Source organism: Ramlibacter sp. Leaf400, assembly GCF_001424545.1.
GTDB lineage: Bacteria > Pseudomonadota > Gammaproteobacteria > Burkholderiales > Burkholderiaceae_C > Ramlibacter.
This window is the reverse complement of record NZ_LMQL01000008.1, coordinates 310231-326458: the sequence shown is the minus strand read 5'-3', so window position 1 is coordinate 326458 and position 16228 is coordinate 310231. Positions and strand designations below refer to the sequence as shown.

Genomic DNA, 16228 nt, shown 5'->3' with positions numbered 1-16228 from the left:
CGCTCAGGCGTCCGCGCCTTCCATGACGTCCATGGCCAGGCACAGGTCGGCCCAGGCCTTGGCCTTGTCCTGGAGGTTGCGCAGCAGGTAGGCCGGGTGGTAGGTCACCACCACCGGCACGCCCTGGTACTGGTGCACGCGGCCGCGCAGCCGGCCGACCGGCTCCTGCGACTGCAGCAGTGTCTGCACCGCGAACCGGCCCATGGCCAGGATGATGCGAGGCTGCACCAGCGCCACCTGCCGGCGGAGGAAGGGCTCACATTGAGCGACTTCCTGGGGCTCGGGGTTGCGGTTGCCCGGCGGGCGGCACTTGAGCACGTTGGCGATGTAGACGTTGCTGCGGCGGTTCAGGCCCGCCGCGCGCAGCATGTTGTCCAGCAGCTTGCCGGCCTGGCCGACGAAGGGCTCGCCCTGCTGGTCCTCGTTCTCGCCCGGCGCCTCGCCGATCACCATCCAGTCGGCCCGCGCCGGCCCGACGCCGAACACGGTGTTGCGGCGCGACTCGCACAGGCCGCAGGCGCGGCAGCCGGCGACGGCGGCGGCCAGGTCGTCCCAGCCGAGGGATTCGATGCCGGTCGGGCGGTCGCCCAGGGTGCGCGGGGCGGCCACGGGCACTGCCGCGGGCGCGAAAGACACCGGCGCCGTCGAAACGCGTGCCGCGACTTCAACGGCCGCGACTTCGATGGCCTCGGGTTCGGCGATGGCAACCTCCGGCGCGGCCCCCATGGGCGGCAGCAGCCGCAGGCCCATCTCCTGCAGCATCGCGATGCGGCGCGGGTCCAGGTGCAGCGTCACAGCTTCAGGCTCATCACGATGGCGTCCTCTCGCAGGCCGCCGGCCGCCGGGTAGTAGGCCTTGCGCTGGCCGACCCGGCGAAAGCCGCTGCTCTCGTAGACCTTCTGGGCCCGCACGTTGCCCACGCGCACTTCCAGCCAGAGCCACTGCGCGCCCTGGCGGCGCGCCCAGGTGGCCAGCGCGTCCAGCATCAGCCGGCCCCAGCCCTGGCCCTGCCAGGGCTGCGCCACGGTGAGGTTCAGCAGGTGGACCTCGTCCACGCCCTTCATGGCGACGAAGTAGCCCAGCACGTCTTCGCCCGCGCACAGCAGCTGCGCCTCGTAGCCGGCGCGCAGCGAGTCGGCGAAGTTGCCGGCCGTCCAGGGGTGTTCGTAGGCGCCGCGCTCGATCGGCAGCACCTGGCCGAGGCGCGACTCGGTCATGGGTTCGAAGCCCGCCTCGCGGGTGTCCAGGACGGCGCTCATGGCGTCATTCTGTCCTGCGCGGCTGCCGCGGTGGCCGCCGCGCGGATCGCGTCGCGTTCGGCGGTGGTCTGGGCGACCTTGTCGCGCACGTAGAGCGGCAGCGCCTGGTCGGCCGCCCGCCCCTGGCCGGCCGCCAGCAGCGCCGGCGCCAGCCTCAGCAGGGCCGACGCCCTCGGCACGGTGATGACGGCCTGGGCGCTGTCCATCGGCAGCCGCGTGCGGTAGGCGGCGAAGGCGTTCCCCGCCACCCAGCAGCCCGGCGGCACCTGCACCGCTTCGGGCGCCTCCAGCGCGATCTCGCCCTGCCGCCGCCACAGCACGCCGTCGTGCCGGTAGTGCGCCGCGTACACCTCGTCCATGCGCGCATCCAGCAGCGCCAGCACCTCGGTGGCGCCCACCAGGCGGCGCGCTTCTTCGGCGACCGCCATCAGGGTTTCGACCGGCAGCACCGGCACGCCCGCGCCCAGCGCCAGGCCCTGCGCCACCGAACAGGCGGTGCGCAGGCCGGTGAAGGAGCCGGGACCGGCGCCGAAAACGATCGCGTCCAGCTCCGCCAGCGCGAGGCCGGCCTGGGCCAGCAGGTCCATGGCCTGCGGGATGAGCGTGGCCGATGCCTGGGCGCCGCCCTTGCCGCGCAGCTCGAGCACGGGCGCATCGCCGTGGGCGACGGCGATGCTCATGGCCTCGGTGCTGGTGTCGAAGGCGAGCAGGTTCACAGGGAAGGAGGTGCAGGCGGAGGTGGCAGGCGGGAAGCCGCCCATTATCGAGCCCGGGATAATCCACCGATGCGTTTACTGCTGCTCCTGGCCGCCTTCGTGTACTGCGGCGGTGCCGTGGCGGCGCAACCCCTGCCGGCGGAGGTCGAGGCGGCCCTGGCGCGCGCCCGCCTGCCGCGAGACGCGGTCACCCTGCTGGTCACCGACGTCGACCCCGCGGTGCCGCCACGGCTGAGCCACCGCGCGCAGGAGGCGGTGAACCCGGCCTCGATCGCCAAGCTGGCGACCACCTTCGCCGCGCTCGAACTGCTGGGGCCCGCCTACACCTGGTCGACGCCGGTGTATGTGGACGGGCCGATCATCGACCGCACGCTGCAGGGCAACCTCTACGTCAAGGGCCAGGGCGATCCCAAGCTGGTGCTCGAACGCCTGTGGCTGCTGCTGCGCCGGCTGCGCGCGATGGGCATCGACCGGATCGCCGGCGACATCCTGCTGGATCGCAGCGCCTTCGAGCCCCTGGGCACCGACCCGGCCGCCTTCGATGGCGAGCCGCTGCGGCCCTACAACGCGGCGCCCGACGCGCTGCTGCTGAACTTCCGCTCGCTGGTGCTCACCTTCACGCCGCAGGTCGCGGCGGGACAGGCGCGCGTGGCCGCCGATCCGCCGCTGGCGGGCGTGGAGTGGCCGCTGCAGCTGCCACTGTCGACGGGCGAATGCGGCGACTGGCGAACCGCCCTGCGGCCCGACTTCAGCGATCCGTTGCGGCCCCGCTGGAACGGCAGCTACCCGGCGGCCTGCGGCGAGCGCACCTGGGCAGTCGCGTTCGCCGACCCGGCGAGCCACGCGGCGCGGGCGATCGCCGGCCTCTGGCAGGAAATGGGCGGCACGCTGGCCGGCCAGGTGCGCGAAGGGCGCGTGCCCGCCGGCATGGTGCCGCTGTTCGAGCACGTCTCGCCGCCGCTGGCCGAGGTGGTGCGCGACATCAACAAGTTCAGCAACAACGTGATGGCGCAGCAGGTCTTCCTGACGCTCAGCCTGCAGCTGCGCGGCCAGGGCAACCGCGAGGCCTCGCGCGAGCTGCTGCGCGGCTGGTGGCGCGAGCGGATCGGGCCGGACCTGCCCACCTTCGACAACGGCTCCGGGCTGTCACGCGACGAGCGGACCACGGCGGCGCAGCTCGCACGGCTGCTGCAGTACGCCTGGGCGTCGCCGCTGATGCCGGACCTGGTGGCCTCGCTGCCGGCGGCCGGTGTCGACGGCACGATGCGCCGCGCGCGGCCCACGGCCGCGGCCCACCTCAAGAGCGGCAGCCTGCGCGACGTGTACGGCGTGGCCGGCTACGTGCACGGCGCGGGCGGGCGTCGCTGGGTGGTGGTGGCCATCGCCAACCATGCCAATGCGCACGCGCTGCGGCCGGCGGTCGAGGCGCTGCTGGCGTGGGCAGCGCAGGAGCGTTGAGGTCGCGCCGCGCCGCCGATCACCAGCGCTCGCGCGCGCGGTCGAAGGCGTAGTTGCCCAGGGAGACGTTGCCGGCCGGCGTGAGGTACACCGAGTCGGCGAACAGCGTCGTGCCGGGGACGCTGGTGGCGAGGGTGCCGCCCGTGCAGAGGGCGGAGTTGACCTGGCCGGCGCCGACCCCGATGCCGGGGCCCGCGTCGGCCGAATTGCAGGCGAGGTTGATCACGTCGGAGAAGCCGAAGGCGGGGCCCGAAGCCGTCACCAGGTTCAGGTGCAGCGCCGCGTCCACGTACAGCACGTTGCCGCCCAGGTCCGCGATGGAGATCAGCAGGGCGTTGTTGAACGCGGTGGCGAGCTGCTCCACGAAGGCCGACTGGCCGTTGTTGCGGGCCCAGGGCGAGCGGCCCAGGTTGTAGGGCCCGACCACGATCACCCGTTCGGCGCCCGCATCGACCAGCCGGCGCACCTGCGCGCCGAACTCGCGGCCGGCCTGGCGCACGGCCTCGGTGGTCGATTCCGGCGACTGCCCGCCGGTGGTGAATGCGGCCATCTGCGCCAGGATGTCGGCGACGCCGCCGTTGATCACCAGCAGGTCGCTGTCGGCCGGCGTGGCCGACGCGAGGAAGGTGCCGATCTGTTCGGTGATGGTGGGCGTGGTGGCGTTGCCGCCGGCGTCCGGCTTGGCCGTGACGCGCGCGCTGCCCGTCGCGAACGAGGTGCCGCCGGCGCTGGTGGGCGCGACCGCCAGGCCGTAGCGGGCGGCCAGCTGCTGCGTCCAGTTGATCGAGGTGCCGTCGTTGATGGTGTAGCGCACGCCACGCTGGCCGGCGTCGGCGAAGGCGTCGCCGAACACCACCAGCCGCGCGGGCCGGAACTCCGACACGATGTCGCCGCCGCCGCAGGCGGCCAGCACGATCGGGAAGGCACAGGCGGCCGCGAGCAGCGCACGGCGCAAGCGCTGGAAAGGCATGGGGGGATCTCCGTCGGAAAGCTTGGCGGGTAGTGTAGCGAGCGCTCAGCCGGCGGCCGCGCGCTGCAGCCGGTCGCGCACGCCGTCCCACGAGGCCTCGGCCGGCGGCGTCTCCACCCAGATCAGCCGCACGCCCTGGTCGTCGAACTCGCGCAGCACCGCGAACAGCAGCCGCGCGGCCTCGCGCGCATCGTCCGGCATGCGCCGGCGCGGCACGCGGCCCGAGCGCGTCTGCAGGATGGCGCGCGACCAGATGGCGATGCCGGCGGCGTCCTCGCCCAGCACGTCGAGCGCCGACTGCAGGGCGGCCGCATCCATCAACCGCACCCGGGCCCGCGGCGCATAGTGCGATTCCAGCGTGCCGGAGGCGCGCGGCGCATCCTGTTCCAGCTCGTGCGGTCGCGCCAGCCGTTCGCCGCAGGCGGCCTCGATCTGCTGCGTGGTCAACACGCCGGGGCGCAGCAGCACCGGCTGGCCGCGGGTGCAGTCGACGATGGTGGATTCGATGCCCACCTCGCAGGGGCCGCCATCGAGCACCAGCAGCGCGTCGCCGAATTCCGATCGCACGTGTTCCGCCGTCGTGGGGCTGACGCGGCCGAACTTGTTGGCGCTGGGCCCGGCCAGGCCGAGCACCGGCGGCGACGCCTGCGCGCAGGCCTCCAGCAGCGCGTGCGCGACAGGGTGGCCGGGGCAGCGCACGCCGACGGAGTCCTGCCCGCCGGTGGCGGCCGTGGCGACGCCGGGCCGCCGGGGCAGGATCAGCGTCAGCGGGCCGGGCCAGAACGCCTCGGCCAGGCGGCGGGCGAAGGCCGGCATCTCCGCCACGAAGTGAGTGGCGGCCGGCAGGTCGGGCACGTGGACGATGAGCGGGTGGTCGGCGGGACGGCCCTTGGCCGCGAAGATGCCGGCCACGGCCTCGTCGCTGGCGGCGTCGGCGCCGAGGCCGTACACGGTCTCGGTGGGGAAGGCGACCAGGCCGCCGGCCTGCAGGGTGCGCACCGCGTCCTGCAGGGCGGTGGGCTCGCGCGGGTCGCGGATCATGGCGTCAGAACGGTTCCAGGCCGAGCAGGGCGCAGGCGCGCAGGGCGGTTGCGCGCACGGTGGCGGCGTCCGCGGCGGTCAGGGTCAGGTGGCCCATCTTGCGGCCGGGACGCGCCTCGGTCTTGCCGTACAGGTGCAGGTGCGCACCCGGCAGCGCCAGCACCTCGCGCCAGGGCGGCGCCTGTTCGCGTCCGCCCGCGAACCAGAGGTCGCCCAGCAGGTTGAGCATGATGGCGGCGCTGTGCTGCCGCGGCGCCACCAGGGGCAGGCCCGCCATGGCGCGCACCTGCAGGTCGAACTGCGAGACGTCGGCGCCATCCAGGCTCCAGTGGCCGCTGTTGTGCGGGCGCGGCGCCATCTCGTTGACCACCAGCGAGCCGTCCTGCAGCAGGAAGAACTCCACGCACAGCACGCCCACGTACGACAGGCCCTGGGCGATCGCGCGCGTCGCCTCGATGGCCTGCTTCGCGGTGGCTTCGGGGACGCGGCCCTCGACGACTTCGGTGACGGCCAGGATGCCGCCACGGTGCAGGTTGTGCTGCACGGGCAGGTGGACCATCTCGCCGTCGGCGCCGCGCGCCACGACCACGGAACATTCCGACGCCAGCGGCAGCAGCTTCTCGAGCACGCAGGGGACGCGCTTCAACTCGTCCCAGGCACGCGCGAGGGCTTCGCGGTCGGCGATGCGGACCTGGCCCTTGCCGTCGTAGCCCAGGCGCGCGGTCTTCAGCACGCCGGGCAGCAGGTGGTCGGCGACAGCTTGCAGCTGCTGCGGCGTCTCGATCACGGCATGCGGCGCGCAGGGCACGCCGCAGCGGGTGAAGTGCGCCTTCTCCAGCGCCCTGTCTTGCGCGATGGCGACGGCGTCGGCGCCGGGGGCCACCGGGCAGTGCTGCGCGAGCCGGGTGAGGGCGGCCGCCGGCACGTTCTCGAATTCGGTGGTGATGGCCTGGGCCACGGCGGCCAATTGCGACAGGCCGGCTTCGTCGAGGTAGCCGGTGCGCACGTGGTGGTGGCTCACGGTGCCGGCGGGGCTGGCCTCGTCCGCATCGAGCACGGCGGTGCGGTAGCCCAGCTGCTGGGCGGCGTGCACGAACATGCGGCCGAGCTGGCCGCCGCCCATCACGCCCAGGGTCGCGCCCGGGGGCAGCGGTTTCACGGGGACAGCGCTCATGCCGCGGGGGGCACCGTCATGGCCCGGGCCGCTTCGGTCTGGCGGGAACGAAAGGTTTCGAGCTGGGTGCGCAGGCGCTCATCCGAGGCGGCCAGCATGGCCACGGCGAACAGCGCCGCGTTGGCCGCGCCGGCGGCGCCGATGGCGAAGGTGGCGACGGGGATGCCCTTGGGCATCTGCACGATGCTGTGCAGCGAATCCACGCCCTGCAGGTGGCGGCTGGGCACCGGCACGCCCAGCACCGGCACCGTGGTCTTGGACGCGAGCATGCCCGGCAGGTGGGCCGCGCCGCCGGCGCCGGCGATGATGGCCTTGAGCCCCCGGCCAGCCGCCTGCTGCGCGTACGCGAACATGTCGTCCGGCATGCGGTGGGCGGAGACGACCTTCGCCTCATGGGCGATGCCGAATTCCTGGAGAATCTGCACTGCGTGCTGCAGGGTGTCCCAGTCACTGCTGGACCCCATCACCACGCCGACCTGGACCGGGGGCATGAGCTGCTCCTAAAGGTCGAATTTTAAGGTTTGCGAGTCCCACCCATGATCGACGTCACCCTAGAGAACTTCGAAAGCGAAGTGATCGCCGCTTCCATGACCCAGCCCGTGCTGGTGGATTTCTGGGCGCCCTGGTGCGGGCCCTGCAAGGCGATCGGCCCGATCCTCGAGAAGCTGGAGATCGACTACGAAGGCCGCTTCAAGCTGGTGAAGATCAACTCCGACGAGGAGCAGCAGCTGGGGGCCGCCTTCGGTATCCGCAGCATCCCCACCTGCATCCTGCTGATGAACGGCCAGCCGGTCGACGGCTTCATGGGCGCGCTGCCCGAGGGCCAGCTGCGCCAGTTCCTGGACAAGCACCTGCCCCCCGCCGATGAAGCGCAGGCGGACGAGGAGTTCGTCGAGGAGAAAGCGGCGCCCGCCGATGCGCAAAGCCAGCTGGAAAAGCTGCAGCACGCCGTGGCCACCAACCCTTCGGACGACGATGCCCGATCCGAATACGTGAAGGCATTGCTGCTGGCCGGCCGAGTGCAGGACGCCAAGACCGCCTTCGCGCCCCTGGCCCCCAACGCCGCGGGCCTGCGTCGCCTGGACCTCCTGCAGCGCGCGATCGACGCGATGGAATTCGCCGCGACGCAGGGCGATCCGGCCCAGGCGCTGGCCGCGCAGGACGCGCGCATCGCCGCGGGCAAGCGAGACTTCGAGGCCCGCTTCACCCGCGCCCGCCTGCTGGTAGCCCAGCGCCGCTGGACCGACGCGATGGACGAACTGCTGGAGATCCTGATGCGCGACAAGGCCTGGAACGAGGACGCCGCGCGCAAGCTCTACATCGCCATTCTCGAGCTCATCGAGCCGCCCCGGGTGAAAGTGGCCGAAGGACAGATCCCGCCGGACGACCCGACGGTGGCGACCTACCGGCGGCGGTTGTCGAGCGTGGTTCTCAGCTGAACCCCGCCTGACGCGGCGCGGGTCTAAGCCCCGGGCCGCTTGTATCCCCGTTCACGCTGGCTGCGCACAGCCAGCACGAGCGCCGTGTCGGTCATCGGGTCGTAGTGGTACAGCGCCAGGAAACCGCTGGCCCCCGTCGAGATGATCAGTTCGCGCTGGCCGTGCGGAGCCGGCCGGCCGATGTGGGGACTCCACTCGAGCACGTTGATGGCGTTGACGATGGACTCGATCCGCTGCGCTGCGGTCTCCGGAGCGTGCTCGAAGAGGAAGTCGAAGATCCGGTCGAAGTCGTCCCGCACGCCGGCGGAAAGAACGACGCGCGTCACTTGCCGGCAGGCTTGGCGCGCTTCTTCTGCGCACCTTCCGCGACGCGCCGCTTGAGCCAGTCGCGCATGTCGTGCCATTCGACGGTCGGCTCGCCCGCCAGCACGGCCGCATGGCGCTGGGCTGCTTCATCGCGCAGCGCCAGCGTCCATTCCGCCTCATCCACCTTTTCGGCCAGCGCCCGCACCATGAAGCTGTGCGGCGTCTGTTCATTGGCGGCGGCCACGCGCGCGATGCGCTCGCGCAGGTCGTCGTCGATCCGGATCGTGGCTGTGCTCATGACATGCTCCGTGTCCCACAAATGTAGCACAGAGCCTGTCGCCCGGCAGCTGGGCCTCGGGGGCCCTCAGGCCGTCAGCCGCTCCAGCGCCTCGCGGTACTTGGCCGCGGTCTTCTCCACCACGTCCTGCGGCAGCCGCGGCGCCGGGGGGGTCTTGTCCCAGGGCTTGCCGTGCAGGCGCACCTGCTCGAGCCAGTCGCGCAGGAACTGCTTGTCGTAGCTGGGCGGGTTGCGGCCTTCGCGCAGCGCGTCGTCATAGCCCTCCACCGGCCAGTAGCGCGAGGAGTCGGGCGTGAGCACCTCGTCCATCAGCACCACCCGGCCCTGGTCGTCCAGGCCGAACTCGAACTTGGTGTCCGCGATGATCAGGCCCTTGGCCAGCGCGATCTTCGCGGCCTCCTGGTAGAGCGCGAGGCTGAGGTCGCGGATCTGGGCCGCGACGTCGGCGCCGGCGATCTCCACCGTTCGCTCGAAGGTGATGTTCTCGTCGTGTTCGCCCGCGGCGGCCTTGGCGGCCGGCGTGTAGATCGGCTGCGGCAGCTTGCTGGCGTTGCGCAGGCCGGCGGGCAGCGCGACCCCGCAGACCGACTGCGACTGCTGGTATTCCTGCCAGCCGCTGCCGGCCAGGTAGCCGCGCACCACCGCCTCCACCGGGATGGGCTTGAGGCGCCGCACCAGCATCGAGCGGCCGAGCACCTGCTGCGCCTCGGCCGAGGTGACCACGCTCTCGGGCAGCTCGCCGGTGAGGTGGTTGGGGCACAGGTGGGCCAGCCGGCCGAACCAGAACATCGCCATCTGCGTCAGCAGTTCGCCCTTGCCGGGGATGGGCTCGCCCATGATCACGTCGAAGGCCGAGATGCGGTCGCTGGCCACCATCAGGATGCGGTCATGGCCGACGGCGTAGTTGTCGCGCACCTTGCCGCGCGCCAGGAGGGGCAGGGAGGTCAGCGAGGAGGTGTGCAGGGCGGTCGTCATGGCGGCGGGTGGGAAAAAGAAAATGGCCCGCGACGAGGCGGGCCACTGATTATCGCAAGCGGGGGCGGTCGGCTCAGTTCACCGTCTGCGCCAGTTCGCCCTGCTCGTACTTCTTCGCCACGACCTGCAGGGTGTGGCCCTTGATCTTGGGCGCCTGGCCCTGGCAGCCGAACTCGATGTAGCGTTGCTTGCAGATCTGCTTGGCGGCCTCGCGCGCGGGCTTCATCCACTCGCGCATGTCGAACTTCTCGGGGTTCTCGGCCAGGAACTTGCGCACCGCGCCCGTCATCGCCAGGCGGATGTCGGTGTCGATGTTGATCTTGCGCACGCCATGCTTGATGGCTTCCTGGATCTCCTCGACCGGCACGCCGTAGGTTTCCTTCATCTTGCCGCCGTGCTGGCGGATGATCTCCAGCAGGTCCTGCGGCACCGAGGAGGACCCGTGCATCACCAGGTGGGTGTTGGGGATGCGGCGGTGGATCTCCTTGATGCGGTCGATCGCCAGGATGTCGCCGGTGGGCTTGCGGGTGAACTTGTAGGCGCCGTGGCTGGTGCCGATGGCGATGGCCAGGGCGTCCAGCTGCGTCTTCTTGACGAAGTCGGCGGCCTGCTCCGGGTCGGTGAGCAGCTGCTCGCGCGTCATCGTCGCGTCGGTGCCGTGGCCGTCTTCCTTGTCGCCCTTCATGGTCTCCAGCGAGCCCAGGCAGCCCAGCTCACCCTCGACGGTGACGCCCAGCTTGTGCGCCAGGTCGACCACCTTGCGGGTGACGTCCACGTTGTAGTCGTAGCTGGCGATGGTCTTGCCGTCGGCCTCGAGCGAACCGTCCATCATCACGGAGGAGAAGCCGAGCTTGATGGCACCGGCACAGACGTCGGGGCTCTGGCCGTGGTCCTGGTGCATCACCAGCGGGATCTCGGGGTAGGCCTCGAGCGCGGCCTGGATCAGGTGCTTGACGAAGGGCTCGCCGGCGTACTTGCGGGCACCGGCGCTGGCCTGGAGGATCACCGGGGCCGACGTTTCCTTGGCGGCCTCCATGACGGCCTGGACCTGCTCCAGGTTGTTGACGTTGAAGGCCGGGATGCCATAGCCGTTCTCGGCGGCATGGTCCAGCAGTTCGCGCATGGAAACGAGGGGCATGGGTGAAGTCCTGTAGTGGGTAAAGCTGTGGCGCGCGCGAACGAGACCGTTCGCGCGGCGACTGCTGAAAATTCTAGCGGCTGGGCCTGGCCCCCGGGGCCGGGACCAGGTCGCGCCTGCGCCGCGGCACTGGCCCTTTCAGGCCACCCGGCAAATCTTGAGCATGTTGGTGCCGCCCGGCGCGCCCATCGGTTCGCCACAGGTGATGGCGTAGATGTCGCCGGAAGCGACGATGCCGCGCTTCTTGAGGTGCGCCTCGGCATCGCCCAGGGCCGTGTCGCGCTCTGCGCTCTGGTCCATCAGCAGCGGCCGCACGTTGCGGTACAGGGCCATCTTGCGCTGCGTGACCAGCTTGGGCGTGAGCGCATAGATCGGGATGTGGATCGGATGGCGGCTCATCCAGAGCGCGGTGGAGCCCGAGTCGGTGAGCGCCACGATCGCCTTGCAGCCCAGGTGGTGGGCGGTGAACAGCGCGCCCATGGCGATCGACTGGTCGATGCGCGAGAACTCCATGCCGCTGAAGTCGGCGTCCAGCTTCACGTCCTCGGCCATCTCGGCCTCGGCGCAGATGTTGGCCATCTCGATGATGGTCTCCAGCGGGTACTTGCCGGCCGCGGTCTCGGCGCTGAGCATCACCGCGTCGGTGCCGTCCAGCACTGCGTTGGCGACGTCGCTGACCTCGGCGCGGGTGGGCACCGGATTCGTGATCATGGACTCCATCATCTGCGTGGCGGTGATCACGACCTTGTCGCAGGCGCGGGCCATCCGGATCATGCGTTTCTGCAGCGCGGGCACCGCGGCGTTGCCCACTTCCACCGCCAGGTCGCCGCGCGCGACCATGACGCCGTCGCTGGCCTTGAGGATGGACTCGAGGTTGGGGATGGCCTCGGCGCGCTCGATCTTGGCGATCAGGCCCGGCTTGTGCCGGTACTCGGCGCCCGCCACGTTGCACAACTGGCGCGCCATCTCCATGTCGGTGGCGGTCTTGGGGAAGCTCACCGCCACGTAGTCGGCCTGGAAGCTCATGGCGGTGCGGATGTCCTCCATGTCCTTGGCCGTCAGCGCCGGGGCCGACAGCCCGCCGCCCTGCTTGTTGATGCCCTTGTTGTTGGACAGCTCGCCGCCCAGCTTGACGGTGGTGTGGACCTGCTCGCCCCTGACCTCGTCGACCGTCATCACGATCAGGCCGTCGTTGAGCAGCAGCGTGTCGCCGGCGCGCACGTCGCGCGGCAGCTCCTTGTAGTCCAGGCCCACGCCTTCGAGGTTGCCCAGCTCGGTTCGCGAGGCATCGAGCACGAACTTCATGCCGGGCTCCAGGAGCACCTTGCCTTCGGCGAACTTGCCGACGCGGATCTTGGGTCCCTGCAGGTCGGCCATGATGGCCACCTCGCGGCCGGCGCGCTGCGCGGCCTCGCGCACCAGCGTGGCGCGGTCGATGTGGTCCTGCGACTTGCCGTGGCTGAAGTTCAGGCGCACGACGTTGACGCCGGCCCGGATCATCTGTTCGAGCAGCTTGGGATCGCTGGAGGCGGGGCCGAGGGTGGCGACGATCTTGGTGGCGCGACGGGCCATGGGCGTTCCTGGCGGTGAAAGGTGGGCGGCATTCTCACATGCCGCCGCGGCCGCGGTTACACGGCGGTTACGGCGTCAGCCGGCCGCGCGCTTTGCCAGGATCTCGAAGGCCGGCAGTGTCTTGCCTTCCAGCACCTCGAGGAACGCGCCGCCGCCGGTGGAGATGTAGCCGATGTCCTTCTCGATGCCGTACTTGGCGATCGCCGCCAGCGTGTCGCCGCCGCCGGCGATGCTGAAGGCGGAGGACTCGGCGATGGCGCGCGCCACGGTCTCGGTGCCCTTGGCGAAAGCGTCGAACTCGAACACGCCCACCGGGCCGTTCCAGACGATGGTGCCGGCGGCCTTCAGCTGCGCGGCCAGGCGCTGCGCGGTCTGCGGGCCGATGTCGAGGATCAGGTCGTCGGCTTCCACGTCCGCGGCGTTCTTCACCGTGGCCGGCGCGTCGGCGGCGAAGGTCTTGGCGGTGACGACGTCGGTGGGCACCGGCACCTCGGCGCCGCGCGCCTTCATCGCCTCCAGCACCGCGCGGGCTTCGCCCACCAGGTCGGGCTCGGCCAGCGACTTGCCGATCGGGAGGCCCGCGGCCAGCATGAAGGTGTTGGCGATGCCGCCGCCGACGATCAGCTGATCGACGTTCTTCGACAGCGACTTCAGGATGGTGAGCTTGGTCGACACCTTGGAGCCCGCCACGATGGCGGCCAGCGGGCGCCGGGGCTGGGCCAGCGCGCGCGTGATGGCGTCGATCTCGGCCGCCAGCAGGGGGCCGGCGCAGGCCACCTTGGCGTACTGGGCGATGCCGTAGGTGGAGGCTTCGGCGCGGTGCGCGGTGCCGAAGGCGTCGTGCACGAACACGTCGCACAGCGCGGCCATCTTCTGGGCCAGCGCCGGGTCGTTCTTCTTCTCGCCCTTGTTGACGCGGCAGTTCTCCAGCAGCACGACGTCGCCGGGCTTGACGTCCACCCCGTCGACCCAGCCGGCCTTCAGCGGCACCGGCCGGCCGAGCAGCTGCGACAGGCGCTCGGCCACCGGGGCGAGCGAGTCCTCGGGCTTGAACTGGCCTTCGGTGGGCCGGCCCAGGTGCGAGGTGACCATGACCGCCGCGCCGGCGTCCAGCGCCATGCGGATGCAGGGCACGGAGGCGCGCACGCGCGTGTCCTCGGTGATGCGTCCCTGGTCGTCCTGCGGCACGTTGAGGTCGGCGCGGATGAAGACGCGGCGGCCGGCCACCTGGCCCGAGGCACACAGATCGGAAAAGCGCAGGACGTTCATGGGATCGCGGAGGTTCGCTGTAAAGAGGACCGGCGATTGTAGGCAGCGGGGCACCGTGCGGCGGCCGCTGTGGCCCGTTGGCGCTACCAGCCCAGGCCCAGGTGCAGAGGCAGGTACACGGCCATTCCCGCGGCGATCGTGGCCAGCACGCTGCGGCGCCAGAAGAAGACCGCGCCGCCGGCCAGCGCGCCGAACACGCGCGCGTCCCAGCCCTGGATGAGCTGGCCCTGGCTCATCACCACCTCGGGCACGACGACCGCGGCCAGCGCGGCGATGGGCGCGTACTGCAGGCCGCGCTCGGCCCAGCGCGGCAGCGCCCAGGGGCGGCTGGAGATGAAGAAGAAGCTGCGCGCCACGACCGTGACGGCCGCCAGGCCCACGATCACGGCCAGCGTCCAGAGGTCGCTCACTCGAGCACCTCCTGGCCGCGCGGGCGATTGGGCGGCAAGCGTTCCAGCGTCATGCACAGCAGCACGGCCACCGCGATCGCGACGACGATGTTGAGCTTGAGGGGCAGGGCATACGCCGCGATGGCGGCGACGCTCGCGACCACGGCCGAGACGATGCGCAGCCGCGTGGTGGCCAGCGAACAGAGGATGCCCACCAGGCACAGGATGCCGGCGAAGCCCAGGCCCCAGGTCGTGGGGATGAAGTTGGCCAGCGCGATGCCCAGCAGGCTGGCGCCGACCCAGCTGCTCCAGTTGACGGCGCAGTTGCCGGCCAGGAAGGACTCCTGCGCCTGCCGGCCGGCCGCGTCGGTGGCCGGCACCGGGAACCGGCTCGTGAAGATGGCGTAGCTCATGTCGGCCGTCACGTAGCCGTGCGCCAGCCGCTGCCACAGCGGCAGGTGCACCAGGTAAGGCCGCAGGTGCAGGCTGAACACCACGAAGCGCAGGTTGACGCAGAAGCCCGTGGCCAGAATCACCCACGCGGGGGCGCCGGCGATGATCAGCGGCAGCGACGCGAGCTGCGAACTGCCGGCGAACACCAGCAGCGCCATCAGGGTGGACTCGGCGGTCGACAGGCCGGACTTCACCATGGCCACGCCCGTCATCAGGCCCCAGGCCGCGACGCCGGGCGCCTGGGGCGCCATGGTCCGCATGCCGACACGGAATTCGCGGTGCCGTCGCAGCGCCCCCACCAGGAACATCAAGGCGGTGCCGCTCCGAAACGGGCGCCGGGCGCCAGCGTGGCGCCGCGCAGGAAGTCGGCGGCGGGCAGGCGCTTGCCGCCAGGGCGTTGCAACTCGGTGAGGCGCAGCACGCCGTCGCCCGTTGCCACGTCGATGCCCTCGGGGCCGGCGACCAGCACCGTGCCGGGGGGCTGCGCCGCGCTGCGCTCGCCCACCACTTGTCCGCGCCACAGCTTGAGGGTTTCGTCGCCAAGACGGCTGGACGCGCCCGGGAACGGATCGAAGGCGCGCAATCGCCGCTCGATCACGGCGGTGGGCTGCGACCAGTCCACCTGGGCCTCGGCCTTGTCGATCTTCTGGGCGTAGGTGACGCCCTCGGCCGGCTGCGGCGTGCGCGTGAGGCCGCCGCAGGCCGCGATCTCGAGGGCCTCGACGATCAGCCGCGCGCCGAGGTCGGCCAGCCGGTCATGAAGCGTGCCGGTGGTGTCTCCGGGGCGAAGGGCGACCCGCTCGACCAGCAGCATGTCGCCGGTGTCCAGCCCGGCGTCCATCTGCATGATGGTCACGCCGGTGGCGGCATCGCCGGCCTCGATGGCGCGGTGGATGGGCGCGGCGCCGCGCCACCGGGGCAGCAGCGAAGCGTGGATGTTCAGGCAGCCCAGGCGGGGGTGGGCTAGCGTCCACTGCGGCAGGATCAGGCCGTATGCGGCCACCACCATCACGTCGGGCCGCGCCTCGTCGAGCGCCTGGCGGGCGGCCTGCGCCTCCTCCGGATATTTGCCATCGATGCGCAGGCTGCGCGGCTGCGCGACGGCGATGCCTTGCGCCTGCGCGAACTGCTTGACCGGCGAGGCCTGCAGCTTCATGCCGCGGTGGGCGGGCCGGTCCGGTTGCGTGAGCACCAGCGGGATGTCGAAACCCGCGGCATGCAGCCGCTCCAGGGCGGCGCGGGCGAAGTCGGGCGTGCCGGCGAATGCGACGCGCATCAGTCGCGAACGTTGGGCGAGTTCACGAACTCCATGCCCGGATGCGCACGCCGCACCACGCCGCTCGGGTCGAGGTAGACCCAATAGAACATCGGGCTGCGGTCCACGTCCCACCAGCGGTAGGTCATGATGGGACCGCCCCAGCTCGTGACGGCCTCGATGCGGGCCGGCGGGCCGAACTCGCGCTCGACGTCGTCCCGCGACCAGCGGCCGGGTTCGATGCGGTTGAAGTTCAGGGTGTTCAGCGCCTGGCCCGCGCGCACCACGCGGCCCGACGCATCCAGGTCCACGATCCAGGTCTCGCGGCCGAAGGGCTGGTACGAGTACTGCAGGCGCTCCCCGCCCGTGATGGGCACGACACGGGTGGGCGTGCCCAGCCGGCCGATCACGTCCTGGCGGCTGGCGCCGGGCTGCAGGGCCGAGGCATTGAAGGGGTTGACCGCGCAACCGGCCAGCAGGGCTGCCAGCGACATCGAGACAAGCAGGCCGCGCATG

At 71.4% G+C, this 16228-nt stretch carries 18 protein-coding genes and 1 pseudogene; 2 read left to right on the top strand and 17 right to left on the bottom strand.

The features are described from left to right. Positions 1–3: 3 nt before the first annotated feature. The 3 genes and pseudogenes from ASG30_RS07735 to tsaB form a co-directional block, all read right to left on the bottom strand. A pseudogene (locus ASG30_RS07735) lies at positions 4–564 on the bottom strand (uracil-DNA glycosylase); the annotation flags it as partial. A gap of 227 nt (positions 565–791) precedes the next feature. Next, the gene (rimI, locus tag ASG30_RS07730) at positions 792–1259 is read right to left on the bottom strand and encodes a ribosomal protein S18-alanine N-acetyltransferase (protein WP_055894589.1); all 468 of its coding nucleotides are present in this window, start codon (positions 1257–1259) and stop codon (positions 792–794) included. Further along, positions 1256–1975: a tRNA (adenosine(37)-N6)-threonylcarbamoyltransferase complex dimerization subunit type 1 TsaB gene (gene tsaB, locus ASG30_RS07725; protein WP_055894830.1), complete on the bottom strand. Its 720-nt coding sequence runs from the start codon at positions 1973–1975 to the stop codon at positions 1256–1258. The genes rimI and tsaB overlap by 4 nt, the downstream gene beginning before the upstream one ends. A gap of 69 nt (positions 1976–2044) precedes the next feature. Here tsaB and dacB point away from each other — a divergent pair, with 69 nt between their 5' ends. Continuing rightward, positions 2045–3433, top strand: a complete 1389-nt coding sequence (gene dacB / locus ASG30_RS07720; protein ID WP_055894587.1) for a D-alanyl-D-alanine carboxypeptidase/D-alanyl-D-alanine endopeptidase — start codon at positions 2045–2047, stop codon at positions 3431–3433. Between the two features lie 19 nt (positions 3434–3452). Here the strand turns inward: dacB and ASG30_RS07715 are convergent, their stop codons facing one another. Genes ASG30_RS07715 through purE form a run of 4 tightly spaced genes read right to left on the bottom strand, consistent with a single transcriptional unit; the run spans position 3453 to position 7109 of the window. Then, entirely contained in the window at positions 3453–4403 is a 951-nt protein-coding gene (locus ASG30_RS07715) for an SGNH/GDSL hydrolase family protein (RefSeq protein ID WP_055894585.1), read from the bottom strand. Positions 4404–4448: 45 nt separating this feature from the next. Then, positions 4449–5444 (bottom strand): L-threonylcarbamoyladenylate synthase, encoded by a 996-nt coding sequence (locus ASG30_RS07710; protein ID WP_055894584.1) that lies wholly within the window; start codon positions 5442–5444, stop codon positions 4449–4451. Between the two features lie 4 nt (positions 5445–5448). Continuing rightward, positions 5449–6618: a 5-(carboxyamino)imidazole ribonucleotide synthase gene (locus ASG30_RS07705; RefSeq protein ID WP_055894582.1), complete on the bottom strand. Its 1170-nt coding sequence runs from the start codon at positions 6616–6618 to the stop codon at positions 5449–5451. Next, a complete protein-coding gene (gene purE, locus ASG30_RS07700) occupies positions 6615–7109 on the bottom strand; it encodes a 5-(carboxyamino)imidazole ribonucleotide mutase (protein ID WP_055894581.1) in 495 nt (164 codons plus the stop codon). Before purE ends, ASG30_RS07705 begins: the two co-directional genes overlap by 4 nt. 45 nt (positions 7110–7154) lie before the next feature. Here purE and trxA point away from each other — a divergent pair, with 45 nt between their 5' ends. Next, on the top strand, positions 7155–8057 hold the full coding sequence (gene trxA / locus ASG30_RS07695) for a thioredoxin (protein ID WP_055894580.1): 903 nt from the start codon (positions 7155–7157) through the stop codon (positions 8055–8057). Between the two features lie 23 nt (positions 8058–8080). Here the strand turns inward: trxA and ASG30_RS07690 are convergent, their stop codons facing one another. The 10 genes from ASG30_RS07690 to ASG30_RS07645 all read right to left on the bottom strand — a co-directional run bounded on the left by ASG30_RS07690 (position 8081) and on the right by ASG30_RS07645 (position 16227). Further along, positions 8081–8383 carry a type II toxin-antitoxin system RelE/ParE family toxin gene (locus tag ASG30_RS07690; RefSeq protein WP_055894578.1) on the bottom strand — a complete coding sequence of 101 codons (303 nt, stop codon included), beginning with the start codon at positions 8381–8383 and terminating at the stop codon, positions 8081–8083. Beyond that, the gene (locus ASG30_RS07685) at positions 8380–8661 is read right to left on the bottom strand and encodes a CopG family ribbon-helix-helix protein (RefSeq protein WP_055894576.1); all 282 of its coding nucleotides are present in this window, start codon (positions 8659–8661) and stop codon (positions 8380–8382) included. Before ASG30_RS07685 ends, ASG30_RS07690 begins: the two co-directional genes overlap by 4 nt. Before the next feature lie 66 nt (positions 8662–8727). After that, positions 8728–9636, bottom strand: coding sequence for a phosphoribosylaminoimidazolesuccinocarboxamide synthase (locus tag ASG30_RS07680; RefSeq protein WP_055894574.1), 909 nt, complete (start codon positions 9634–9636; stop codon positions 8728–8730). Between the two features lie 73 nt (positions 9637–9709). Then, positions 9710–10774, bottom strand: a complete 1065-nt coding sequence (fba, locus tag ASG30_RS07675) for a class II fructose-bisphosphate aldolase (RefSeq protein WP_055894572.1) — start codon at positions 10772–10774, stop codon at positions 9710–9712. A 138-nt stretch (positions 10775–10912) separates the two neighbouring features. Beyond that, on the bottom strand, positions 10913–12346 hold the full coding sequence (gene pyk, locus ASG30_RS07670) for a pyruvate kinase (protein ID WP_055894571.1): 1434 nt from the start codon (positions 12344–12346) through the stop codon (positions 10913–10915). Between the two features lie 75 nt (positions 12347–12421). Continuing rightward, entirely contained in the window at positions 12422–13615 is a 1194-nt protein-coding gene (locus ASG30_RS07665) for a phosphoglycerate kinase (RefSeq protein WP_055894569.1), read from the bottom strand. A gap of 83 nt (positions 13616–13698) precedes the next feature. Further along, positions 13699–14025 carry an AzlD domain-containing protein gene (locus ASG30_RS07660; RefSeq protein ID WP_055894567.1) on the bottom strand — a complete coding sequence of 109 codons (327 nt, stop codon included), beginning with the start codon at positions 14023–14025 and terminating at the stop codon, positions 13699–13701. Then, positions 14022–14765, bottom strand: coding sequence for an AzlC family ABC transporter permease (locus tag ASG30_RS07655; protein ID WP_055894566.1), 744 nt, complete (start codon positions 14763–14765; stop codon positions 14022–14024). The genes ASG30_RS07660 and ASG30_RS07655 overlap by 4 nt, the downstream gene beginning before the upstream one ends. Beyond that, positions 14765–15733 carry a methionyl-tRNA formyltransferase gene (gene fmt / locus ASG30_RS07650; RefSeq protein WP_055894564.1) on the bottom strand — a complete coding sequence of 323 codons (969 nt, stop codon included), beginning with the start codon at positions 15731–15733 and terminating at the stop codon, positions 14765–14767. The genes ASG30_RS07655 and fmt overlap by 1 nt, the downstream gene beginning before the upstream one ends. After that, a complete protein-coding gene (locus tag ASG30_RS07645; protein WP_055894562.1) occupies positions 15733–16227 on the bottom strand; it encodes a hypothetical protein in 495 nt (164 codons plus the stop codon). Before ASG30_RS07645 ends, fmt begins: the two co-directional genes overlap by 1 nt. Position 16228 lies beyond the last annotated feature (1 nt).